The sequence below is a fragment of the Bacillus sp. 9.4 genome, assembly GCF_055486415.1.
Map to the genome: position 1 here is coordinate 623,657 of NZ_JBVFMU010000001.1, position 23,609 is coordinate 647,265.

27 protein-coding genes and 2 pseudogenes are annotated in these 23,609 nt (G+C 41.0%); 8 read left to right on the forward strand and 21 right to left on the reverse strand.

Features of this window, described 5'->3' with window-relative positions; translation table 11 throughout:
• Positions 1-86 precede the first annotated feature (86 nt).
• Positions 87-353 carry a 30S ribosomal protein S20 gene (rpsT, locus tag ACZ07B_RS03805; protein WP_003229989.1) on the forward strand — a complete coding sequence of 89 codons (267 nt, stop codon included), beginning with the start codon at positions 87-89 and terminating at the stop codon, positions 351-353.
• 14 nt (positions 354-367) lie between these two features.
• On the opposite strand, the gene holA is transcribed toward rpsT, so the two are convergent.
• Complete coding sequence (holA, locus tag ACZ07B_RS03810) at positions 368-1,411, reverse strand: DNA polymerase III subunit delta (protein ID WP_015714286.1); 1,044 nt, start codon at positions 1,409-1,411, stop codon at positions 368-370.
• Between the two features lie 39 nt (positions 1,412-1,450).
• A complete protein-coding gene (locus tag ACZ07B_RS03815) occupies positions 1,451-1,600 on the reverse strand; it encodes a hypothetical protein (RefSeq protein WP_003229985.1) in 150 nt (49 codons plus the stop codon).
• 40 nt (positions 1,601-1,640) lie between these two features.
• On the opposite strand from ACZ07B_RS03815, the gene ACZ07B_RS03820 reads away from it, so the two are divergent.
• Complete coding sequence (locus tag ACZ07B_RS03820; protein WP_003229983.1) at positions 1,641-1,775, forward strand: YqzM family protein; 135 nt, start codon at positions 1,641-1,643, stop codon at positions 1,773-1,775.
• Positions 1,776-1,814: 39 nt separating this feature from the next.
• On the opposite strand, the gene ACZ07B_RS03825 is transcribed toward ACZ07B_RS03820, so the two are convergent.
• The 3 genes from ACZ07B_RS03825 to comEA form a co-directional block, all read right to left on the reverse strand.
• A complete protein-coding gene (locus tag ACZ07B_RS03825) occupies positions 1,815-4,145 on the reverse strand; it encodes a DNA internalization-related competence protein ComEC/Rec2 (RefSeq protein ID WP_406900760.1) in 2,331 nt (776 codons plus the stop codon).
• A gap of 3 nt (positions 4,146-4,148) precedes the next feature.
• Entirely contained in the window at positions 4,149-4,718 is a 570-nt protein-coding gene (locus ACZ07B_RS03830; RefSeq protein WP_003229978.1) for a ComE operon protein 2, read from the reverse strand.
• Positions 4,719-4,784: 66 nt separating this feature from the next.
• The gene (comEA, locus tag ACZ07B_RS03835; RefSeq protein ID WP_130572582.1) at positions 4,785-5,402 is read right to left on the reverse strand and encodes a competence protein ComEA; all 618 of its coding nucleotides are present in this window, start codon (positions 5,400-5,402) and stop codon (positions 4,785-4,787) included.
• Positions 5,403-5,485: 83 nt separating this feature from the next.
• Between comEA and comER the strand changes: the two genes are divergently transcribed.
• Positions 5,486-6,307, forward strand: a complete 822-nt coding sequence (gene comER / locus ACZ07B_RS03840) for a late competence protein ComER (RefSeq protein ID WP_024572261.1) — start codon at positions 5,486-5,488, stop codon at positions 6,305-6,307.
• A gap of 65 nt (positions 6,308-6,372) precedes the next feature.
• On the opposite strand, the gene ACZ07B_RS03845 is transcribed toward comER, so the two are convergent.
• From ACZ07B_RS03845 to ACZ07B_RS03880, 8 genes are read right to left on the reverse strand one after another with little or no spacing between them, the layout of a single operon-like run.
• On the reverse strand, positions 6,373-7,116 hold the full coding sequence (locus tag ACZ07B_RS03845) for a class I SAM-dependent DNA methyltransferase (protein WP_029946669.1): 744 nt from the start codon (positions 7,114-7,116) through the stop codon (positions 6,373-6,375).
• On the reverse strand, positions 7,113-7,469 hold the full coding sequence (gene rsfS, locus ACZ07B_RS03850) for a ribosome silencing factor (protein ID WP_014480315.1): 357 nt from the start codon (positions 7,467-7,469) through the stop codon (positions 7,113-7,115). The genes ACZ07B_RS03845 and rsfS overlap by 4 nt, the downstream gene beginning before the upstream one ends.
• 17 nt (positions 7,470-7,486) lie before the next feature.
• Positions 7,487-8,047 carry a bis(5'-nucleosyl)-tetraphosphatase (symmetrical) YqeK gene (yqeK, locus tag ACZ07B_RS03855; protein WP_014480316.1) on the reverse strand — a complete coding sequence of 187 codons (561 nt, stop codon included), beginning with the start codon at positions 8,045-8,047 and terminating at the stop codon, positions 7,487-7,489.
• The gene (locus tag ACZ07B_RS03860) at positions 8,037-8,606 is read right to left on the reverse strand and encodes a nicotinate-nucleotide adenylyltransferase (RefSeq protein WP_024572404.1); all 570 of its coding nucleotides are present in this window, start codon (positions 8,604-8,606) and stop codon (positions 8,037-8,039) included. Before ACZ07B_RS03860 ends, yqeK begins: the two co-directional genes overlap by 11 nt.
• Before the next feature lie 11 nt (positions 8,607-8,617).
• Positions 8,618-8,908 (reverse strand): ribosome assembly RNA-binding protein YhbY, encoded by a 291-nt coding sequence (gene yhbY / locus ACZ07B_RS03865; protein ID WP_003226133.1) that lies wholly within the window; start codon positions 8,906-8,908, stop codon positions 8,618-8,620.
• A complete protein-coding gene (gene aroE / locus ACZ07B_RS03870; RefSeq protein WP_003229967.1) occupies positions 8,902-9,744 on the reverse strand; it encodes a shikimate dehydrogenase in 843 nt (280 codons plus the stop codon). Before aroE ends, yhbY begins: the two co-directional genes overlap by 7 nt.
• 17 nt (positions 9,745-9,761) lie before the next feature.
• Positions 9,762-10,862 carry a ribosome biogenesis GTPase YqeH gene (gene yqeH / locus ACZ07B_RS03875; protein ID WP_003229966.1) on the reverse strand — a complete coding sequence of 367 codons (1,101 nt, stop codon included), beginning with the start codon at positions 10,860-10,862 and terminating at the stop codon, positions 9,762-9,764.
• Between the two features lie 3 nt (positions 10,863-10,865).
• On the reverse strand, positions 10,866-11,384 hold the full coding sequence (locus tag ACZ07B_RS03880; protein WP_003226126.1) for a YqeG family HAD IIIA-type phosphatase: 519 nt from the start codon (positions 11,382-11,384) through the stop codon (positions 10,866-10,868).
• Positions 11,385-11,746: 362 nt separating this feature from the next.
• Here ACZ07B_RS03880 and sda point away from each other — a divergent pair, with 362 nt between their 5' ends.
• Positions 11,747-11,887: a sporulation histidine kinase inhibitor Sda gene (gene sda, locus ACZ07B_RS03885; RefSeq protein WP_003226124.1), complete on the forward strand. Its 141-nt coding sequence runs from the start codon at positions 11,747-11,749 to the stop codon at positions 11,885-11,887.
• 305 nt (positions 11,888-12,192) lie between these two features.
• On the opposite strand, the gene ACZ07B_RS03890 is transcribed toward sda, so the two are convergent.
• Together ACZ07B_RS03890 and cwlH are read right to left on the reverse strand one after the other, a co-directional pair.
• A complete protein-coding gene (locus ACZ07B_RS03890; RefSeq protein ID WP_003229964.1) occupies positions 12,193-12,924 on the reverse strand; it encodes an SGNH/GDSL hydrolase family protein in 732 nt (243 codons plus the stop codon).
• 251 nt (positions 12,925-13,175) lie between these two features.
• Positions 13,176-13,928, reverse strand: coding sequence for an N-acetylmuramoyl-L-alanine amidase CwlH (gene cwlH, locus ACZ07B_RS03895; RefSeq protein ID WP_041351697.1), 753 nt, complete (start codon positions 13,926-13,928; stop codon positions 13,176-13,178).
• A 186-nt stretch (positions 13,929-14,114) separates the two neighbouring features.
• Between cwlH and ACZ07B_RS03900 the strand changes: the two genes are divergently transcribed.
• A complete protein-coding gene (locus tag ACZ07B_RS03900) occupies positions 14,115-14,741 on the forward strand; it encodes a TVP38/TMEM64 family protein (protein ID WP_217019472.1) in 627 nt (208 codons plus the stop codon).
• Positions 14,742-14,760: 19 nt separating this feature from the next.
• Here the strand turns inward: ACZ07B_RS03900 and gnd are convergent, their stop codons facing one another.
• The gene (gnd, locus tag ACZ07B_RS03905; RefSeq protein WP_046160611.1) at positions 14,761-15,654 is read right to left on the reverse strand and encodes a phosphogluconate dehydrogenase (NAD(+)-dependent, decarboxylating); all 894 of its coding nucleotides are present in this window, start codon (positions 15,652-15,654) and stop codon (positions 14,761-14,763) included.
• 251 nt (positions 15,655-15,905) lie between these two features.
• Here gnd and ACZ07B_RS03910 point away from each other — a divergent pair, with 251 nt between their 5' ends.
• Positions 15,906-16,628: a YqeB family protein gene (locus ACZ07B_RS03910; protein ID WP_464876910.1), complete on the forward strand. Its 723-nt coding sequence runs from the start codon at positions 15,906-15,908 to the stop codon at positions 16,626-16,628.
• 32 nt (positions 16,629-16,660) lie between these two features.
• Here the strand turns inward: ACZ07B_RS03910 and nucB are convergent, their stop codons facing one another.
• Positions 16,661-17,071, reverse strand: coding sequence for a sporulation-specific Dnase NucB (gene nucB / locus ACZ07B_RS03915; protein ID WP_009967785.1), 411 nt, complete (start codon positions 17,069-17,071; stop codon positions 16,661-16,663).
• 195 nt (positions 17,072-17,266) lie between these two features.
• Here nucB and ACZ07B_RS03920 point away from each other — a divergent pair.
• A pseudogene (locus ACZ07B_RS03920) lies at positions 17,267-17,617 on the forward strand (sigma-70 family RNA polymerase sigma factor); the annotation flags it as partial.
• Between the two features lie 27 nt (positions 17,618-17,644).
• Here ACZ07B_RS03920 and spoIVCA read toward each other — a convergent pair.
• From spoIVCA to ACZ07B_RS03935, 3 genes and pseudogenes are all read right to left on the reverse strand, one after another.
• The gene (gene spoIVCA, locus ACZ07B_RS03925) at positions 17,645-19,105 is read right to left on the reverse strand and encodes a site-specific DNA recombinase SpoIVCA (RefSeq protein ID WP_464877033.1); all 1,461 of its coding nucleotides are present in this window, start codon (positions 19,103-19,105) and stop codon (positions 17,645-17,647) included.
• A pseudogene (locus tag ACZ07B_RS03930) lies at positions 19,063-19,241 on the reverse strand (hypothetical protein). Before ACZ07B_RS03930 ends, spoIVCA begins: the two are co-directional and overlap by 43 nt.
• A 525-nt stretch (positions 19,242-19,766) precedes the next feature.
• On the reverse strand, positions 19,767-20,324 hold the full coding sequence (locus tag ACZ07B_RS03935) for a helix-turn-helix domain-containing protein (protein WP_464876911.1): 558 nt from the start codon (positions 20,322-20,324) through the stop codon (positions 19,767-19,769).
• Positions 20,325-20,467: 143 nt separating this feature from the next.
• Between ACZ07B_RS03935 and ACZ07B_RS03940 the strand changes: the two genes are divergently transcribed.
• Positions 20,468-21,685, forward strand: a complete 1,218-nt coding sequence (locus tag ACZ07B_RS03940) for an MFS transporter (RefSeq protein ID WP_464876912.1) — start codon at positions 20,468-20,470, stop codon at positions 21,683-21,685.
• 459 nt (positions 21,686-22,144) lie between these two features.
• Here ACZ07B_RS03940 and pdxR read toward each other — a convergent pair whose 3' ends face one another.
• Entirely contained in the window at positions 22,145-23,527 is a 1,383-nt protein-coding gene (gene pdxR / locus ACZ07B_RS03945) for a MocR-like pyridoxine biosynthesis transcription factor PdxR (RefSeq protein WP_464876913.1), read from the reverse strand.
• Between the last annotated feature and the right edge of the window lie 82 nt (positions 23,528-23,609).

The window sequence follows — 23,609 nt, forward strand, 5'->3', positions numbered from 1 at the left end:
TTTGATAGAATACAATTTGTTCTATTGTGAAGAAGATTTAACCTTAAGACACTGTGCTACAGGTTGTATCTTAGGAGGTGAAACACATGCCAAACATTAAATCAGCGATTAAACGTACAAAAACAAACAACGAACGCCGCGTTCACAACGCGACAATCAAATCTGCTATGCGTACTGCAATCAAACAAGTTGAAGCTTCTGTTGCCAACAACGAAGCTGACAAAGCGAAAACTGCTCTTACTGAAGCAGCTAAACGTATTGATAAAGCAGTGAAAACAGGTCTTGTACACAAAAATACCGCAGCTCGATACAAATCAAGACTAGCGAAAAAAGTGAACGGACTTTCTGCATAATATAAAAACGATCCTCAATAATGGGGATCGTTTTTTTCATTTCTTTTTAACAGCTGTAAAAGGAACAGTTCGAGCAGGAGCTGCTTGTCCTTTTTCCCGGTTTTCATCTCATAGTCCATGACAGCAAGCTGTTCAATAATTGAACGGAGCTCCTCCTCTGAAAAAAGCCTTGCTTGATCCATCGCCAGCTTTACCCGAAATGGGTGAACTTTTAGATTAGAAGCGATTTGTTTTTGTCCGTATCCCTGTTCCGCGAAGTACTTTGTCTGCAGAATCAGCCGGAACTGGTTCGAAATAAGCGCCATAATTTTGATCGGTTCTTCATTTTGTTTAAGCAAATCATAAAAAATTTGCAGACTCTCAGTTCGTTTTCGGTTGACGATTTTATTGATCAGCTCAAAAATATTTTGTTCAAGGCTTCTAGCAACAAGCATTTTCACATCATCCAGCGTAATTTCTTCACGATCTCCAATAAACGTGCAGAGCTTTTGAATCTCCTGAAAAATCGATGACAGATGCCCGTTCACAAGCAGAACCAAATGCTCCGCCGCTTCCGTGCCGATTGTTTTCTGCTCTGTTTTTGCAAGGTTGACAGTAAAGTCTGTCGTTTCCTTTGCGTTTAATTCCTTCGCCTCCATCATAAACGCGTGCTTCTTTAACGCTTTCGTCAGCTTTTTCCGCTCATCAAGCTTTTCATAAGGAGCAAGCAGGACAAAGACTGTGTAAGGCGCAGGTGATTGTATATATGATTCAAGCGCACTGACGTTGTGCTCAATTTTTTCTTTTTTCTTTTCACCTGTTAAAAAATATGGATTTTTCACAATGACAAGACGCCGCTCCCCCATAAACGGAAACGTTTCAGCATCTGCAATTGCTTGATCCAGCGGGTCCTCTTCCAGATCAAAAACGGACAGATTGAAATCCTTTGTCTCCTGATCAACGACCGTCTGTCTGATCCTGCTGACGGTTTCTTGCAGCAGATATGTCTCTTTTCCGTATAAACAATAAACTGGATGGACCTCTCCTTTTTTCAGGCTTTTCCACACATCAAATACCATTGTTGTACGACTTCCTCTCTTTCATCATCCCCTTCTATCCTAAATTGAGTTTGCAAAATAGTAAAGAGGAAGCCTGACTGCTGCTTCCCCATTTATATTAAACGCCTGTTCGCAAGCCCCCGGGACAGCTTGTAAAAAGGCGATAATCACCAGAACAGAAAACGTTACCTTAGCTTCTAGATTTTTCAAAACAATTCCATTATACTTAAGTCAGTCAGGAGGGATAAAGTTGAATGATTTTGAAAAAAACGTTCAAAGCAAACGAAATGATGCTGTAGATTCAGCTGTTGGTTTTGTTGTGTCCTTCGGATTTTTCGCCTTCTTGTTTGTCATGGCAACGGTTATTCACCTAGTTGGTTCATAACAGCGACTGCCCGGGCTGCTGATTTCTCGGCAGTCTTTTTTAGTTCGTCTCTGTTATATCTGATGTATCATATGGAGGATAGACAGAAAAGGTTCCAACTCTGTTTTTGTATCTATATTGGATCGTTCCGTTTTGATCTGTTCGCAGCACACGGATAGAATGTCTCTGTAATAGTTGCAGAACTTCTTGATGAGGATGATGGTACCGATTGTTTTTCCCGGCTGAGATAATGGCCGTTTTCGGCTGAAGCTGTTGGATGAATTCTTCACCAGTAGAGCCTTTGCTCCCATGGTGCCCCACCTTTAAGACATCTGCTTTAATATTTGGAAACACGTCCATCACCTCCTGTTCCCCTTCTTTCTCCAGATCACCCGTCAAGATCCAGCTCAGAACGCCCGTCTCCATCCAGAGAACGAGAGAGGAATTATTTTTGCTTGCAGGATCAGGTGCTTCAGGTGACAATACATGGAACTGCAAATCCTTTATTTGCAATACATCGCCTCGCTTCACCTCTTCAATTGTCACTCCCTCTTCTCTGGCTGTCTGCAGCACTTTCTCATCTTTAGGTTCAGAAACGAACCCTTTCGGAATCACGAGGCGCTTTACTTTATGATGCTTCAGCAGAGTCTCCGCCTCTCCGATATGATCTTGGTCAGCGTGCGTCAGAATTAAAGCGTCAAGCTGTTTGATTCCCTTAGCAGTTAAAAACGGAATCAGCACCTTCTCCCCCAGTGAAAACGGATGCTGTTTTTCGCGCCAAGGCTCTGACGAGTAAGACAAAGTGCCGCCGGTATCAATTAAGACACGCCCCCGCTGATGCGGAGCACCTACAAACATGCTGTCCCCCTGTCCAATATCTATCATATCCACTTCTCCTTCGGAACTAAGACACGGATATATAAAGAGCAGAAACAGCACCGTGCAGCAAATGCCGCCGGTTACCATCAACTGCGACAAGGAGCATTTTTCAATCGCCATAAGCAATAGGATGATCGTGACCGTGAATAAAAAAAGCAAAACAGGTGCAGGATGTGCGATCATAATCGTGAACACATCAACATCTGCAATGTTTGTGATTAACCTATTGGTCCAGCTTATCAATAAATCAAACCAGCTGAAAAACAATCTCCCAAACGAAGCGGAAAGACTTAATAGAAGAACACCTGCTACAGCTCCCGGCAAAATACAGAAGGTATAAAATGGTACCATCAACATATTCATCGGTACGCTAATTATAGAAAACTGATGAAAATGATACAGGAGAATCGGAAGCGAGCCCAGCTGAGCGATGAGTGATACAATTGTCAGCTGTCCCAAGGAGGTTTTAACCTGCTGAAAAATAGAAGAGGATAGAATTAAAGAAAAACTGACGGCGAACGATAGCTGAAAACCGGCTTCAAAGAGATGATAAGGATTGAAGAGCAGAAGGACGATGTATGAAAGGCAAATTGCAGTTGCAGAGCGGACACGCCATTTGACAAGACTTCCAGCTAAGTAAACACCCGACATGAGAGCGGCGCGTAGCACTGAAGGAGCAGCGCCGGTCAACATCACATAGAACGGCAGAAATAACAGCAACAGAATTGACGCCTTTTCTCTTGTTATACCAAGGCGGATCATGATATAAAACAAACCTGCTGTCAAAATCCCCACGTGGAGTCCTGATATTGCCAAGAGATGGACAACACCAAGCTTTTGATACGCGGTAAGCACTTCATCCTCCACGTAAAATCTGTCACCGACTGTAAGTGCCTGTACAATCCCTGCCGAATCAGGAGGCAGAAGGCTGTTTGTGAATGATATGATATGTTTTCTCAAACTGAGCACCTTGTACTTGAAATTTTCAGGTTCGCTGCAGTTTTGGATAGACGTGACAGAGTAGTTCCAATGAATATGCTGCCGATAGAGATACTCGTTATAATCAAATGCACCCGGCACAGTTGCGTGTTTCGGTTCTTCCAATGTACCAGTCAATTCACATGACATTCCTGGTTCTATGTATAACAGCTGTTCTTTTTCACCAGCAGACTGAATGCGATACGCAGCAGCCCATTTTTCCTTATCAGGTGTCTCAACCATCATAGACATACGGTCGCCGTCAATTTTGGGAATAGTGTCAATCACTGCCTTGAATTGATAAGTTCCCTGCCGATAGGAAGAGACATTCTGAGAATCTGTGACTGCATACAGTACAAAAAACAATATAAAAGAGAAGAAACAAACAATAATAAGAAAAGCGTGCCTCGTTTTGATTAAAATGATGAGGAGAAGGAGGATGAAAAGAAAAATAGCGGGGAAATAAGCGGCGGCAGTAATTCCAACCGTTGCCGAAGCTGCCGCCATAGGCAATAACAAACGCGAATTACGCATTCATCACACGTAGCTCGTGAAAAGTGTATTCGCCTGTTCATGTATCTTTTTCAATTCTTCCTCCGCTAAACCGGCATCGGCCAATTTCCCTATAAGTCCCGCTACAAATGAAAGCTTTTCTCTGTTTTTCAGATCAACGATCATTTCATCGAGTTCAACCTGTTCAACAGTTACACCCGCCTGTTCAAATAATTCCTGCGCATACGGATGTGTTTTGTAATCCTCAGCATAATAAACCGTTTTGATACCAGCTTGAATAATAGATTTGCAGCATTGAATGCACGGATAATGCGTCACATAAATCTCCGCTCCATCAGTAGGCACCCCAAACTTAGAGCATTGAAGAATCGCATTCATTTCAGCGTGAATCGTTCTTGCACAATGATCATCTATCATTAAGCATCCTTCATCTGCACAATGTACGCCGCCTGCGATTGACCCGTTGTAGCCTCCTGCTATCATGCGTTTGTCTCTGACTATAGTAGCGCCGACAGATAATCTCGGACATGTGCTGCGCAGCGCCAATAAATGGCTTTGAGCCATAAAGTATTGATTCCATGAAATTCGTTCCACGTTGTTCCCTCCAAATGTTGTATTGCCTGACCTTTAGTTTACCTATCATAATGCATGACCGTCAAATCACTTTACTGTAATGGAAGACTTTATTTTCTCAAATGACTTTTCACCTATTCCTGAAACCTTAGTGATATCTTCAATTGTTTGGAAACGACCGTTTTCTTCCCGATATGCAATAATAGCTTCAGCTTTGGATGGCCCCACCCCTGAGATGCCTTGTAACTCCTCTAAGGTTGCTGTATTGATATTCACCAGCGCTCCCTTCCCTCCATCGCTTTGAACAGACCCTCCGCCACCTTGCTGCACTGCTGTTTCCTCTCCCTTTTTCGGGATGTACACCACTGTCCCGTCCTGCAGAATCTCCGCCAAATTTACTTGCGCTTCGTCTGCTTGTTCACTGGTCCCGCCCGCTTTCTCAATTGCCTGAGATACTCTGTCCCCTGTTCGCATTTCATAAACGCCAGGATGCTGAACAGCACCTTTGATGTCTATCACAATTGTTCCGTTTGACTCGTCGTTGTTTGCTTCCTGCTTTACCACTGTATTTTCTGCCTCTGTTGGTACAGCTTGCTTCACCGGCTCTTTATTTTTCCCTGTGGCCAGAAAGATCATAATCGCTGTGAAAACAGCCGCAGAAGCCGCTAAAATAATTGCTTTCTTATGCTGATTCAACCAATTCATCGTGCATGTTCCCCGCTTTCGTCATATTTTATTTTCATAACACATATGGTTTAGAGGATAATAGCTCAAAGGAGGGGAAACCATTGAAGATAGGCTTTATCGGCACAGGAAATATGGGTACGATCCTTATCGAATCATTTATTGAATCAAAAGCAGCCGATCCCTCAAACATAACAATCACAAACCGCACAATTGAAAAAGCGTTACACATAAAAAACCGCTACAACAGCATAAACGTTACCGAAAGTCTCGAAAAGCTCGTTTCTGAGAACGAGATGATTTTTATTTGTGTTAAGCCGCTTGATATATATCCTTTACTGGCAAGAGCGCTACCTTATTTAAGAAAAGATCATATTCTCATTTCAATTACAAGCCCCGTTCAAACCGAACAGCTCGAACAATATGTGCCGTGTCAAGTGGCGCGAGTGATCCCAAGTATTACGAACAGAGCGCTGGCAGGTGTTTCTCTCGTCACGTTCGGCACAAGCTGCAGCGAATCTGCAAAAGCGAAAATCAATGAGCTGATGCAGCATATCTCTCATCCGCTGCAAATTGAAAGTGACATCACGAGGGTTGCATCAGACATCGTAAGCTGCGGCCCTGCTTTTATGAGCTATCTGATCCAGCGGTTTATAGATGCAGCTGTTTCGGAGACATCAGTGTCTAAACAGGACGCGATTTTGATGTGTAAGGAAATGCTTGTCGGAATGGGAAAACTGTTAGAAACCGAATTGTATACCCTGCCTGCATTACAGGAAAAGGTTTGCGTTAAAGGCGGTGTAACAGGAGAAGGCATTAAAGCGCTGGAAAGCGGTGTGCAGGATATGTTTCACCGGGTATTTCAAAATACTCATATGAAGTACGAGGAGGATATTTCCGCAGTGAAAAAGCAGTTTCATGTGTAGACGAGTATGTCATACTTTCGTCTGTACTGCAAAAGCATAAAAAAGCATTTTAAAAAACCATCGTTTTAAGAAACGATGGTTTTTGATTTCTGCGCCTTGAAAAAGAGGCGTTCTGATTGTGCTGATGGCTCGGTATCCGTAAAATCAGCTGTCACGCGATGGAGCTGAAAGCCGCAGTTCTTAAGCATTTCTTCGTATTCTTCCACCGGGAACGTTCTTTGCTCGTGTGTCTCATCAAAACGATCATACGCTTCTCCATTCCACACAAAAAACGACATATCATGAATGACAGAAAGCTCGCCACTTCCGGCAAAACTCTGCCAGATATAGCTGATATCTTCGTCCTGGTCAGCAAATGTGCTATCCGGAAAGACTTCCGCAATTTTATAAGATGAATGGACATCAAACAGCAAAATGCCTTCAGGCTTTAATACCCGAAATACACTTTTAAAGGTTTCGATCACATCATTTTTTGTTTTTAAATAATTTAATGAGTCACAGCATATCACAACAGCGTCAAACTGACCGTCAAAGCCGGTAATCTCTCTCATATCCTGCTGAAGAAATAAAATAGGCTGGCTACTCGATACCTTTTGCTGGGCGAAAGAAAGCATCTCTTCGCTGAGATCGATGCCTGTAACCTCGAAGCCTTTTTCGGCAAGCCGGATGGAGATTTCCCCCGTGCCGCATGCTAGATCGAGAATACGGCCTTTTTCCGGGAGAGATGCTTCAATCCATTCTGTCCATTGATCGTAAGGAGCGTGTGACATTAACTCGTCATACACGCTTGCAAAGCCTTGATAAATCATTGATTCATTCCAAGATCAAGATCTGCGAGCGGAGCGTCTCCCCACAGCTTTTCAAGGTTGTAGTAGCTTCTTTCATCCTTGTGGAAGACATGGACAATCACATCGCCTAGATCAACGAGAACCCATCTTGCTTCATCAAAGCCTTCCATCTTTTTAACTTGAATGCCGTTTTCATCAGCCTGATCCTTGATTTCACGGGCAATCGCCTGTACCTGTTTATCTGAATTTCCGTGGCAGATCAGAAAATAATCAGCAACCAGAGAAATACCTTCCATATCCAGTGCTAAAATATCCTCTGCCCGTTTATCGTCGCAAGCCGCAGCTGCGATCTTTAAAATGGACTTTTGGTTCATTCACAAATTCCTCCTGTTCAGCTGCCAGACACAAGCCAGTTATACGTTAAAAATGTGTCTGGAAAAACCGGTTGATTTTTTTTCATAAGAAAAACCATTGTATTTTTAATGGACTGAATCAGCGCTTGATTCAAATCTGTCTCAGCAAGCTTACGCACCTCATCGACACCGGGAAATGCCCGATTTGGCTCAATGTAATCAGCAACGTAAATGACTTTTTCTAAAAGTGTCATGCCGGGGCGCCCTGAGGTATGATACCTAATGGCGTCAAGAATGTCTTCATCTTGAACCCCTGCCTCTCTTTGGACCAAATAAGCGCCGACCGGAGCGTGCCAGAGCTCCGGATTATGATCCAATAAATGCGCAGGCATTTTTTCTCGCGCAATAATTTGTTTCATTTCTTCTTTCGGGCGGAATTTGGCGTAATCATGAAAGATTGCCGCTGTTTCCGCTTTTTTAGAATCGGCTCCAAAACGCTCCGCAAGTTCGATCGCCGTGTTCATCACGCCAACCGTATGGATATATCGGTGTTCGGTCAATTGCTGCTTCACGCATGCAAGTGCCTCCTCACGATTCATATAAACCATTCTCCTCTACATACTTCTTCACTTTATCAGGGATTAAGTAGTCAGTGGGCTTCTTGCTTTTAAACCGTTCCCTTATCATAGTTGATGATACCTCAAATTCCGGAACGTCTGCAAAGAGAAGCGGATAAGGGGTTTCAACATGAAAACCGGGGCGCTTTACTCCAATAAATTGAATGAGGTTCAGCAGCTCGTCCAGCTTATACCATTTCGGCAAATATTCAATCATATCAGCACCGATAATAAAGAACAGCTGATCATTTGGATAACGCTGCTTCAGTAAAGAAACGGTATCAAAGGTATATGACGGTCCTTCTCTTTCCATTTCAACAAGCTCCAGCTTAAAGGACGTATTAGATTGAATTGCAAGCTTTAGCATTTCCACGCGATGAAAGCTGTCGGTATAGTCTTCGTTCTGTTTATGCGGCGGAATTTGATTAGGCATAAACCAAATTTCATCAAGCCCTGCCTGGTACAGCACCTCATTCGCCATTAAGAGGTGACCATTATGCGGAGGGTCAAACGTGCCTCCGAAAATTCCGATTTTCTTCATTTCAACCACCTTTAAGGAAGCTCGATTTGTTTATTTTCCTTTGATTCCTTATATAACACAATCGTATTGCCGATTGTCTGCACCAATTGAGAGCGGCTTCCTTTTACAAGAGCTTCCGCTACATCGTTTTTATCCTCTTCGCAATTCTGAAGCACGCTGACTTTAATGAGCTCTCTCGCTTCAAGCGCCTCAGCAATTTGTTTAATCATGTTGTCGTTTACTCCGCCTTTACCTACTTGAAAAATCGGCGTTAAATGATGCGCTTTTGAACGCAAAAAACGTTTTTGTTTACCTGTTAACATTCTGTTCCTCCTAATTTTCCTATTACAATGGATCTCATTTTTTCAATATTAGGCTCTTGTCCAGTCCACAATTGGAAAGACAATGCTGCCTGTTCAACAAACATGCCCACACCGTCGAGTGTTTTCAAGCCTTTTTGGCTTGCTTCTTTTAAAAGGGCCGTCTGTATTGGATTATACACGATATCACATACGACGGCACTGCTCGCGGCACGCTGTAATGAAAGCGGCACATCGTCCACGTTCGGATACATGCCCACAGACGTTGTATGGATGATAACATCATACTGCTCAAGACGTTCTTCTGCTTCTTTTATGCTTAATACTTCTTTATTGTGAAACGAGGGAGTAGCTTCTGTAAGCCGCTTTGCTTTTTCTAACGTCCGGTTGCAAATGTCAAATTTTTTCGGGGTATTTCGGACAATTGTTGTAAAAATGGCTCTCGCCGCTCCGCCAGCGCCGATCATTAAGAATGACAGTTCAGAGATGGGCTTGTCTAATACCTTCATTAATGACTTCACGAAGCCTTCCCCATCGGTATTGTATCCGACAAGCTTATCTCCCTCTCTTCTGACCGTGTTTACGGCACCGAGCACTTTTGCACTCTCATCAATATGATCCAGATAATCCATAATGGAAACCTTGTGCGGAACAGTCACATTGATTCCTTGTACGCCTAGAGCTCTTATTCCTTTTACCGCATCCTCCAGATCATTCTCTTCTACCTTGAAGGCATGATAATGTCCGTCAAGCCCGAGGTCTTTCAATGATGCGTTATGAATATCAGGTGACATAGAATGGCCAATCGGATTTCCGATAACCCCGTACAGCTTTTTCATGCTCCTCTCCCCTTTTCTTAAATTAATGAACGCCGAACAAATACATGAACGCCTTTTGGCGCGTATGCAGTTACCTTTTTATCGGCGTCATGGACAGTAACCCAGCCTAACCCAGAGAAAACGATATCTGTCTTTTTGTCTTTTATCGTAAACGTATGGGCGACCAATTCCGGAAACTCATCCATTTCATCTTTACCCGGAGGTGTGAGCAATTCCCCTGCATGCTTTTCATAAAGCGCGTCTGCATTTTCAAGTTTTGTTCTATGAATCATCAGCTCATTCGGCATATAGCAAATAAAAGGAGATCTTTCCCCAGACACATAATCAAACCTTGCAAGTCCGCCAAAATACAGTGTTTGCTGATCATTAAGCTGGAATGTGCGAGGCTTCAGCTCCTTTTTAGGAGATAATATTTTCAGATCCTTTTTATTGACATAATGCGCCATTTGATGGTTGTTGATAATTCCAGGTGTATCATAAAGCGATGAACCGTCATCCAGCGGGATTTCAATCGCATCAAGGGTTGTGCCAGGAAATTGGGATGTTGTAATAATATCTTCTTCACCTGACACTTCTTTAATAATCCGGTTAATAAAGGTTGACTTTCCTACATTTGTACATCCGACAACATAGACGTCTTTTCCGTTGCGGTAATGCTCAATCGCGTCAATTACTTCTCTGATTCCCTGGCCGCGTCCCGCACTGACCAAAAATACGTCAACCGGTTTTAAGCCAAGCTCTTTCGCTTCACGCTTCATCCATTGGATCAGACGCTCTCTTTTCAGTGACTTAGGCAAAATATCCGCTTTATTGCCAACTAATAAGATAGGGTTTCCCCCCACCAAGCGCTGCAGCCCATTAATCCAGCTGCCGTTAAAATCAAAAATATCAACAATTTTTACGACAAGAGAGTCCGTTTCTCCAATACCGTGAAGAATGTTCAAAAAATCATCATCAGTTAAGGAGACATCTTGTATTTCATTATAGTTTTTCAGTCTGAAGCAACGCTGGCAAATCACATTTTCTTTCGTAAGTGATGCAGGCGGCGCGTACCCCAAACCTGTTTTGTCCTCGGTTTGGATCGTAACTCCGCACCCGATACAAACAACCTTTTCCATTTCTTACTCCTCCCACTGAATGTGCCCTTTTCGTTTGAGAGCACTCAGTATTCTGCGTTCGACCTGGCGGTTAAAGCGCGTAATGAATCCGTCAGAGGAAGCGACTGGCACGACCAAAATCGTATGGTAGCCGTTTCGGTTTCCCCCGAGTACATCGGTCAGCAGCTGGTCTCCGATGACAACGCAGTCCTCTTTTTTCAGCTCCATATTGCGCACCGCTCTATTAAAGGCTTTACCCATCGGTTTTCTGGCTTTATAGATGAATGGGATTCCAAGCGGTTCTGAGAAAAGTTTCACTCTTCTTTCGTTATTATTAGAGACAATTGTCACTTTAATGCCGTGTTCCTTCATTTCTTCAAACCACTCGATCAATCGCGGCGTCGCGTTCGGCCTGTCCCATTCAACAAGCGTATTATCCAGGTCAGTAATAATTCCTTTTACATTTCGTTCCTTTAATTTCTCAGGTGTAATATGAAAAATATTTTTTACAAACTCGTCAGGTAAAAAAAACTTTTTTAACAAAACCCGCACCCTTCCCTTTTTTCTTTCTCTCAAAATGATTGTCGAAAAAAATCGAACTTGCGCCTAAATAAAAACTGAGCAAAAAAATTTCGACAAAAATTGGGTTTCTTCACCAGGTGTGGATAAATTTACACACACTATCCACTCTTATTACATCACTCTTTAGACAAATTATAAACACGATACTCACAAGTTATCCACTTTTTGGTGTGGATAACAGAACGATTGTTCTTATATGCATTTCATGGTAGATTAAAGATAACTTCAACCTCAGATGAACGCAACTTATCATTGTATGCGTTAAAATCATGAATGATTCCAACTTTTAAGGAGGTGCCTCTCCCATTAATTGGGTTCCTAGCATGAGAAAACTGTCTGATGAATTACTAATAGAATCTTATTTCAAAGCCACCGAAATGAATTTAAACCGTGACTTTATCGAGTTAATTGAAAACGAAATAAAAAGAAGATCGCTCGGACATATTATTTCCGTATCTTCTTAATAGGAATTTGTCTATTTTTTCCGGGCGTATTTCCTTTTTTTACTCAGATGACTGATATTATATCACTTTGGCTGCGCGCTTTACTACTATTTTCAGCAAAAAACACCCCTAAAAAGAGGTGTTTTAAAGGGCCGGTTATTATGCTAACCAGTATATGCCGCCCACAACCAGGAGAACAACAACTAAAACAACAATAAAAGCGTATCCATATGCTCTGCCTGCGCCATACATGTGAAGCGCCTCCTTAATAAGGTTTTATAACAGCCTATGTAGGAGAAATAAATCGGACTAGGCGGTTGTCCGGCTCAACGCTGCAGGATCTGCCCATCTTGTATTCCTTCATATACGATCCTTGCCCCTTTAGGTGTCATATGATTTCCAGAAGGATCTATAAGACCAGATTGGATAAGCGCTTCATCAGTTGCTTTTCCGCCGTCTGCTTCTATAAAATGCTTCCAGTTATCTACAAGAGGGACATCCAGGCGCTTCGACACATCTCTTGTAATATCGTTATATGAGTTGTGCCATTTCCTTGCTCCGCCTTTTGGTTCAAAAGCAGCTGCTTGATATCTGGAATAGTAAAACAAATGATGCTTCCCATTACCTTCTATAATTGGGATACACGTCATTAAGATTGGCTTGATTCCGTGTTTTCTGCTTTCTTCAATAAAATAAACCAGATTTTCTCTAAAACGCTGCTTCGACACTCTCGGTTTCCCCTCAGTCAGTATGGCAGCGTCATTGGTGCCGAACATAATAAACAAATACTTCGGTTTTTGATCCAGCACATCTGTCTGAAATCGGAGACGGGCATCCTCTGTCGTCTGTCCGCCGATTCCCGCATTGAGTATGTCAAGGTTACCGCGCTCAGCTGTTTTTAATATATTGACCCACTGCTGTGCTTTTGGATAATCGCGATAATCCCAATTAGAGCCACGCGTATTGCTGTCACCAAATGCTACAACGTCTTCGTATCCCCTTCCCTCGCATCCTGCTGTAACGAACAGCAGAAGGAAAAGGATGATAAAATGTTTCATCTTTACACCCCCAAAAGCCTCACCTTAATGTTATACCTCTGTTTCTCTTCGTTCAATGAAGAGTTTTTCGCTATCACTGTTTTTTCCTATAGTTAACGTGTCCCCCTCAGTGAATATCATTCTGCTTTCATTGCGGCGCAGCTGATGATTTTTTAAAATTCCCTTCTTTCCAATCTGAAAAACACACAAACCAAAGAAAAGAAAATAACCTGGATCCGCACTGGAAACAGGTTATCCGTTAAATCCTGCATTTACTTTAACTTCGATTTAAGCTTGGCCTTTGTTTTTGGCCCATAAATCCCGTCTGCAGTTAATCCGTTCATGAGCTGAAAACGCTTGACGGCATTCGCTGTTTTCGGTCCGTAAACTCCATCTATGCCATTGTTTTTGGCTCCCTTATCAGGGTAAAAGTGAAGTGCAGCTAAAGCCTTTTGCAGCTGGAGAATGTTTGTGCCCTTTCGATAAGGCGAAGTGAGCTTTATAACCCCAGACGGCAGAGGATATGATGGTAAAGGTTCTTTTGGAGGTGTATCCGAGGAAGAAATTCCGTTTATAAAAGAGTTCCAGTGGTTCAAGAGTTTCCGCGGACATTCTTTCCCAGACCATTTTTTGTGGGGAACAACACGATTTAACGGAATATTGTTTTCCTTCATCAGCTTTCTGATCAGCCACTGGGCATTTGATGTTGCTTTTTCAAAATCGCCATCAGCATTTTCGCAGATTTCAATCCCGATCGATTTGCGGTTTCCTGTCCCGTTTGTACCGTCTCCCGCATGCCAGCCGTTTTCATCTATCGGGAGATGCTGATAAATGACTGAATCGTCAACTGTAAAATGCCAGCTTTCGGATGTGCTCGGGTTTTTTACAAAATTGGCGTGCATTTTCGCATCAGCGCCTTTTGCTGTATTCGCTGTATTATGCACCGTAATATAAGCAGGCGTCATCGCATAGCCAGGACGATTATCATTTGATACCGGTATAAAATCCTTTTTTATGGTTACCATTTCTATCCCTCCCTATTATTAAGAATGCAGAAAACAGAGAGATGGACAGCCTTTTTTATGAGGTAAAAAAGAATTGTGTTCTCAACCTGGTTTTCAGTTGAACCGCTGAAATGGCACCAGTTATACTAATTTAGATGACGGAGGTTTTGGCTCCTGACATCACCTAAGTTGGGAGTGACCATAGACATGTTAAAAAAAGTAATAGGTATACTTGTGATTATTGCTATCATTGCAGTCGGTTTTTTTCAGAAAGAAGCTTGGCTTGATGCAATCAAAGCAGGAGGGATGTTTTCCGTTTTATTTAGTATGCTGCTGATTGCTGCCGATGTTTTTTTCCCAATAGTGCCGTTTGCTTTGATTGCTGCTTTAAATGGCGCAGTGTTCGGGACTGCAAATGGAATTTGGATTACACTGACCGGCTCAATGCTTGGTACAATATTGCTGTTTTTTCTCGCCAGGTACAGTTTTAGAGATTGGGCCAGAAAAAAAGTTCAGGCCTATCCTGCCATACAGAGCTACGAGGCTTCCTTCAACAAAAACGCTTTTACCGCTGTTTTATTAGGAAGGCTGATACCTGTCATACCTTCACTTGTAATGAACGTGATCTGCGGGCTGAGCCAAGTTCGCTGGCATGTTTTTTTCTTTGCGTCTTTAATAGGGAAAATCCCCAATATTGTTGTTGTCACTATTGCAGGTGCCAATTTCACCAGCAATAAATTATTGTCTATCAGCATTTACGGTACATATATTCTGATCATCATGGTGGTCATTTATAAAAAGTTCCCTCATCTTCTGAAGGTGCCAAAAAAATAAGGCGGCTTGTTTGGCCCCCTTACTTTTTTTCTGTCGCATGGCCTCCAAATTCATTTCGAAGCGCAGCGACCACCTTTCCTGTAAACGTATCGTCTGTTAAAGAACGGTATCTCATCATCAGTGACATGGCGATGACCGGAGTTGCCGTCTGCAGATCAAGCGCGGTTTCCACCGTCCATTTTCCTTCACCTGAGGAATGCATAATGCCCTTGATCTGATCCAGTTTCGCATCCTTAGAGAAAGCTCGCTCAGTCAGTCCCATAAGCCAAGAACGAATGACAGAACCATGATTCCACACTCTGGCAACCTTCTCATAGTCAAAATCAAATTGGCTGTTTTCAAGCACTTCAAATCCTTCACCAATCGCGGCCATCATTCCATACTCAATTCCATTATGGATCATTTTTAAAAAATGTCCGCTTCCCGCTTCACCAGCGTATAGATAACCATTTTCGACGGCGGTATCACGAAAAAGCGGTTCCACAATCTCCCATGCTTCATGGTCGCCCCCCACCATAAAACAGGCTCCATGCCGTGCGCCTTCCATTCCGCCTGACGTTCCGGCATCGAGATAATGGATACCCGCTTCTTTCATTTGATTGTAGCGGCGAATTGATTCTTTATAATGAGAGTTTCCAGCTTCGATAATCATATCGCCTTTACTTAATAAAGGTGATACATCACGCAAAACAGCATCGACAATGCTATGCGGTACCATAACCCATAGGATACGCGGCGGGTCTAATAAAGAAATTAACTCTTTAAGATTCGTTGTCCCCTCAGCCCCGTATGCTTTCAGTTCATCAACAGCCGCTTGATTTACATCATATCCTACCGCTTGATGATTGCGGTCAATGAATTGCTTTCCTATGTTTATGCCCATTTTCCCTAAGCCGATTAATCCGATTTTCATATCTGTTCCTCCTGATTGTCTAAAAAGCCTTTACTCTTTATGTTCCCTTTGGATTGTATTGTGATACGCAGAAAACAAATGGGGCTTACATCGTCTGCGCATGTAAATTTTATTTTTCATGACCGACGGCGCCTGCCAGTTCTATTACTGAATCTCTTTATATCCATAATTATCGCTTTATCCTTGATTTACCATCAGTTTAAGTTAAAATATGGGAAGGATTTCGATTTTTTCAGTAAAAAGAAGGTGACATGTTGCAGAATCAATCTCATACTCTTATTGGAGTTACGAAAACCGCTGTATTCTTTTTATACGCTGCACTTGCAATCATCGGTTTTGCAATCGGGTATTTTATCCCGCAGATTGCGAAATGGGCATTATCCCTCCCGTGGATCCCTCTTGAAGGACCTCTTCGGCTCATTACCTCTTTTCAGGGATCTACAGCTGCATTTATCACTGCTCTTCTCGGTATGTGTGCGGGGATTTGGTTCGCTCATTCTGTTATTGCAATGCTGCTGTCTGTCAAAATTACAGATCACACAGTGGAATTCATCAAAGGAAAAAAAGTGCAAACAATTCATTCCGATGACATCGCTCTTGTATTTATGGATCACAAACGGCTTGTCCTCCTGGGAACAGCCGGATATGAATTGGTACGGGAAGAAATTGATGAAAAAACAGTAAACGTTGAGAAGGCCTTTAGACAGCATCATTACGAATGGGCAACAGATGGTGATCCGTTTAAAGATCAATTTCGCCGATGGATTCCTGATGCACCAGACCTATCGCAAGGCGCCCATGCCTTATTAAAAGCTCGTGACAAAGCGCTGCAGGACGAAGAAAAAGACGATATTGAAGAATTCCGTCTCGAACTGGCACAGCTGGGCATCGTTGTACGGGACGACGGCACACGCCAATATTGGCGAAAAGCAGAAACCTATCCCCCGAAAATTCAGTACGGCGAAGGATTGTAACAACAGAGGCTCAAGAAAGAGCCTCTTCTTTATTACTGCACAATAAACAGCACTCTGGTGCCGTCAGGATAGCTGCTCATTTGATTCCCTACCCACGAGCCGGCGCCGCGATTATCAGAAGGCGTCACATATCGGACATCAGCCCCTGCGCCGCCTTCCTCGCAGACAGCCATCGGCCACTCATCCCGGTCATAGCCCGGCTTCGTCGGGATTCCCTTTAAAGATTCCTCCCGCCTTTTGTCTGCTCCATCTCTATCAATGGTACAAATATCTGGATGTCCCTCTGCAATCGCATCTCTAATATGACTGCCGGTTTCCGGATAACGAGACAGCGGAAAATATAACACTTTGTCATACGAAGATGCGCCTTGGATCTGTTGCGGAACCATTAAACAAAGAAGAACTGCTGCAGCAAGAAACAGGCCTGCCATCCATTTTTTCATTCCCATCCCCCCATATCTTTGTTCACTTCAATGTATGGGCGCTTGATAAAGATTATTTTTAACATTTGAAGTTAGTATGCTGCTTACAAAAGCCGGACTCCCCCGCGAGAAATTTCCCGGTACAGACACAGACAGCCTCCCGGTCACATACATTTACATATAGGCTTTTGCCTACATACTTTTGTGGAGGTGACGATGGTGACAGGTGTTTTCGCAGCGCTCGGCTTTGTTGTTAAAGAGCTTGTCTTTTTAGTATCTTACGTGAAAAACAATGCCTTTCCACAACCGCTCTCAAGCAGCGAAGAAAAAAAATACTTAGAGCTCATGGCTAAAGGGGATGAACATGCCAGAAACATGCTGATTGAGCATAATCTTCGCTTGGTCGCCCATATTGTGAAAAAGTTCGAAAATACAGGTGAGGATGCAGAGGACTTAATCTCCATCGGAACGATCGGGCTTATTAAAGGAATTGAAAGCTATTCCGCTGGAAAAGGGACAAAGCTGGCGACGTATGCTGCGAGGTGTATTGAAAATGAGATTGTAATTACAAAAGGGGGGTGCATACACCCCTCTTTAATACGTTTCAATATATACGGTGTCAGAATCCACAACGGTAACTTCTTTCACGATAAAGTTAACAATTGTTTTTTTATCTTCAAGAGTTAAGTTATCTGCACCGATTGATTGAAAATAATCAATGGCTCTCTTTAGAGCATTTTCACTTGAGCTTGTATCATCTAATACTTTCATTTTTGATTGAATTTCGTTACACTTTTCAGTAAGCTGATTTTGCTTTTTTTGCAGTTCAATAATTTGTGCTTTGATTTCATCTATGTCTAAATCATCGTCATCGCTTAGGCTGATTAGCGTTAAAAGACGCTTGCGGCCTTTTTTTGTTTTCTCTATCTCTTTTTGAATAAGTTCTAATTCATCAGACAGGTGATTTGATTGTTCAATCTCTTTAAAAGAAGCATATTTTTGAGGATTGGTGATAAATTTAAAAATCTCACCCCATACATGCCGGTTTAATTTATTCTCAGACATTTCTTTTCCGCAACCGCGGTCCTTTGCTCCAGAATAATTTTTCCGGCAAGTATACACATAGTAGTCTTTACCGTGTGATTTTCTTTTCTTCCCTGTCATGGTATTTCCGCATTTCCCGCATCTAACCAAACCCGATAACAAGTAATTGTGAGGGCTAATACTCAAGTGTTTTCTTTTACTTTGACCTAAGAGTTCTTGAGCATAATCCCATTGTTCAGCTGGAACAATTGCTGGAATTGCCACAGTGATTTGCTCTTCTTCAGGCCTTATTTTAATGATAGATTTGTTTCCTGCCTGTTTTGAAACATAAGAACCCTCAGTGTCATATTTATACTGCTTATGTTCACCCTTATAAGAAGAGTTCATTAATATCTGTCGAACAACCTGCCTGTGCCATACTTTGGCGCCTTTTTTTGTTTTAACCCCCATCTGGGTTAAATGTAGAGCAATCCCATTCACTCTGCCGAAAAAAGGGCTTTTGTGATCGGTGAAATAGTTGAAAATCATCCGAATGATTTTTGCTTCCTCTTCTAATATCTCAAGAGTTCTTTTCTCTTTAACAAATTTATAGCCATATAGTTTGGAATCTTTAATGATCATACCTTTTTTCATTTTTTGAAGTCGGCCGCTTGAAGTCCGTTCTTTAATTTTGGCTTTTTCAAATTCTGAGATTGCTCCACGCATTGCGAAAAATAATTGACCTTCTGGAGAATTGGCGTACTCACCATTTACAAAAATTAAGGGTATATTTCGCTTTCGCAGTTCATCATCAATGATAAGCTGATTCATTAATTTCCGAGAAAGACGGTCCGGATCGTAACAAATGACTTGACTTATAAGTCCCTTGCTTGCATCCTCCCTTAAGCGATTCAAAGCCGGACGTTCTAAAAGCTCCCCAGAAAATCCTTCATCGGCATACTTCAGCACATCCTTAGTCCCTGCTTTCTTTAAGCAAGCCTCGATCTGACTGTCGATGCTCGATCCCTTGATCGCTTGTTCCTCGGTCGATACCCTTACATATATTGCTATCACCCTGAATCTCCTTCCTATAAAGTTTTATTAAATAATGATAGCAATCGTTAATGCATTTGTCAGCTTGCGGTCCCTCGATGATTACCACCTTCATAAAATGCATCACCCCTTGGGTAATGCTATGTAACAGCTGTTTGTCCAAATGAGGAGATTTTAAATTAAACTACAGTGTTATTAAACGTTTCAATGTATATGCAGAAAATAAAAAACACCGATAATTTGAAACAATCGATGTTTTGTTGAGACATTTCTACACTCCTTAGATCCTCAATAGGAGAGATTTTATTTTCTAATCAAAGCCTTAAATCAAAATTAGCTTATTATCGTTCACAAAAATTTATCTCATTTTTAAAAAATGAAGTAGCGTTTTCATTGCCAGTTATTAATGCAATTTCAACAATACAAATTTTTGTTGAGGGGACTATTTAAGAAAACAGAAGTAGGGCAAAAATTAGAAGAAACCTTGGTATATAACAGAATACTGCCCCTATTGTAAATAAACAAGCTACCACATTGGTAGCCATCTTAAATTAACTTGTTCAAATTAAGATTATCCTCATCCGGTAGTATTAAAATAACCAGTGATAAACAAAAAAATCCTCTCTTGAAAAGTTTGTGCTTAAGGGCTTGTATAAGTTAAAGAAATCATTAAGTACACTTTTTCGTCTGAACGGTTTATATACGTATGAATCTCTTCACCTTTAAATTTAATGATATCCCACTTGTTTAGTTGGTGTTTTTCCTCTCCAACTTTCATTTCCAATTGACCATTTAATACAAGTACGATTTCTTCAGATCCAGCCAAATGTGACTCACTGTACTCACTGTTTGGATCGATACATGCTCTATACCATTCAACCGTGCCAAATGCCTTAAACAATGGGTTGATAAACCAATCATTATTTTGTCCCGCAAAGTGATGGGGAGGCACAAATCGGTGTACTTCAATTTCCTCTTCAAAAGTTAGTAAAGATGCTAATGGAATATTTAATCCTCTACATATTTTCCATAAGACATTAATTGTTGGGTTCGCTTCACCTCTTTCAATTTTACCTAGAGTTAATTTACTGACATTGCTTAAGTTAGACAACTCTTCCAAGCTAATTTTTTTACTTCTTCGAATTTCTCTAAGTTTAATCCCTACCTGATTGGATAAGTCAATATTTTCTTCCTTCACTTTTTCACACCTTTCGCCTTGATTCTACCCAAAAAATATATTATAGTATACCAAAGATATAACTATAGTATGCATACACACAAAAAAGTTAACTATATTATATCAAATAATCATCTAAACTCATAAAAGGAGCGTTTATAATTATGAAAAAAAAGAGAAAAATTTATATAATTTGGAGCATCTTTTCTTTGTTTGTTATATCCATGAGCTTACGTGCTTCCATTACATCAATCTCTCCAGTTTTAAAAACTATTCAGGCAGATTTACAAATGTCTAATGTTTCGGTTAGTTTACTTACAGCCCTCCCAGTTTTTTGTATGGGGGTATTTGCTCCTGTGGCTGCAAAGCTTAGTCAACGATGGGGAATTGAATTGACCATTGCATTTTCAGTCTTATTAATTGGATTAGCAACAGCGTTGCGCTTTATGGCAACCTTCCCTTTTCTATTATTAATGACAGCTGTACTTACCGGAATTGGGATTGCAATAGCCGGTCCACTTATCTCTGGATATATAAAAAAACAATTTCCTAAATATTCATCTTCAATGATTGGTGTTTATTCAGCTGGCATGGGGGTTGGAGCATCCTTAAGTTCTGGGTTGGTAGTGCCCGCTATGCATTCTTTTAATAATTCTTGGAACATCGCTTTATCAATATGGGCTTTATTCGCTGGAATTGGAATAATTGTTTGGATGCCAATAATTAAAAAATCAAAACTAAAGAAAAGTGTAGAAGCGGCGTCTGTAAAACAAAAAAACCAATTACCTTGGAGAAATCGATATGTATGGCTGCTTATGGTGATTTTTGGCCTCCAGTCTGGCATGTATTATTCTTTTGCAACATGGCTAGCTCCAAAAGTACAAGAAGTAGGTTTTAGTGCCACATATGCAGCAACAACTGCTACTGTTTTTTCAATCATACAAATGATTTTCAGCTTCATCATCCCTATTTTAATTAATAATAGTCCAAATAGAAAACCTTGGATTATTCTATGTACTTTATGTTATTTTATCGGGATAATCACGTTAATAGCTGGAAGTATTTCACCCATTATTAGTGCTATTTTGACTGGTATTGGTGCCGGAGGGTTATTTCCAATTGCAATGATCCTTCCTTTAGACGCAACAACTACACCAAGAGATGCTAGTCAATGGACTGCTATGATTCAATTCGGTGGTTACATTATAAGTGGCGCTGTCCCTATACTCGTCGGGGCTGCAAAAGATATGACAAACTCTTATAATTTTGCATTCTTATTATTACTTTTTATTTCAATCATATTAATGCTATTAACTTTAAAGGTTAGGAAGAAGAAAGAATCTAATTTTCAAATAAATGAGTTGAAAACAACAAGTATGTAATATTTTTAACACATTAAAAACTACTTGACATAAAAAACCCAGCTTCTCTATTGTAAAGATGAAGCTGGGTTTTTATTTAGATATTCACCTAAGAAAAATATAGTTATTAGATTATTTAATAGTGTGTATCTACATAATAAAAATTCTTAAGTTATCTAATATGGGTGAGAATTTCCCTTTAATTCTTCAACTAACCTTGTAGTATTGTGAAATCAAAAAGAATCCATCAGTTGCATTGATTTACGCTTTTTACTTTCCCCTTAGTTATACTTTATATGCGGTGATAGATTGAATAGTCACATTAAAAAAGCCGTGGTTAATGAAAAATCAACATTAAACAAAATGTCTATTCATTGGAAAATCACTCAAACTATATTATGCACCAACTCGATCGATACTCTTACATATATCTCTATCATCCTTTAAGCCAATATGTTTATTACTTACTGTTCCCCTTCTTCATGGGAGGCATCTTGCGAGTAATCTGATTCCTTTTTCAATTTCTTCAATTGATAATCCACCAAATCCCAACATGATGTAGGAATCACCTTCGGGGTTTGGATTAAGCCAAAACCTAGACGGAGAATAAACTTTGACACCTTTTTGGAAACCAGCTTCGATCAAATCGAAGGCTGTTACGCCTTTTATTTTCAATAAGACATGTAAGCCTGACTTTTCTCCAACAATTTTTACTTGAGTGCCCATATACTGTTCAATGCTCCTTAACAGAGTCTGATGTTTTCTTTGATAAATCTTGCGCATTCTTCGTATATGCCTCTCAAATTCCCCAGACTGCATGAACAGAGCCATAGCCCTCTGAATAATAGGAGAAGCAGATTGTTTGTAAGCTGTGAACTTTCGGGAATATTGAACCATTAGAGAAGATGGAAGTACAATATAACTTAATCGGGCTGAAGGTAGAAATGATTTAGAAAATGTACCTAAATAAATAACCCTTTCCTCTTCGTCTAAAGATTTCAGTGAAGGAATAGGCTGTCCCCTGTATCGAAACTCGCTGTCATAATCATCTTCAATAATGTATCCCTCAGTTTGATAAGCCCATTTTAATAATCGCATTCTTTTCGATATGGACATAATCATACCAAATGGAAATTGATGAGAAGGTGTTAAATACACGGCTTTTGCCTTGCTCATTTGTATATGCTCCATTGACAATCCGTCCATTTCAAGAGGCACTGGTTCAATCTGGCATCCCTGGTCTTCTAAGACTGATCGAACCCCACTGTAACCTGGTTCTTCCATGGCCACGGTTTTTTCCTGGAGTGCTAAAAGACGGCAGATTAACGCCATAGAGGTTTGTGTTCCGGGCGTTACAAGAATCTGTTCTGGTGTAGAGCGTACACCTCTGGATTGCAGTAGATAGTTTGAAATCTCTCTCCTCAATGCAAAGTCACCCTGGTTTTCTCCATAATGAAATACTTGATCAACTGCGTCTGACAGACATTTTTTCCACTGCTTCAAGGGAAACTTGTCAAGATCGATGTTCCCATATTTAAAATCCACAAGGACCTCGCTTGATTGTATACTTTCCAGCCTGATAGGATGTTCCACTACAATCGGATGTAGTAAAGGTTTCTCAATCTCAGCTACCCATATTCCACTTTTAGGGACACTTTCTAGGTACCCCTCTGATTGTAACTGCTGATATGCTGTCTCAATCGTGTTTCGGCTAACCTTTAAATGAGCCGTTAGCTGACGAATTGATGGCATCTTCATTCCTGGCAAGAGCCTACCTTCCTCAATTTCATTCTTAATCCAATGATACAATTGACTATATAACGGCTCGGAAGACTCCCTATGTAAAAATGGGGTAATTTCCACTGTTAACCCTCCATCTGTCCCTAATGTTTTTTTAAATTCTGTCACTTTTATTAGGTACAGAAATTCTCTAAAATGATTTTAT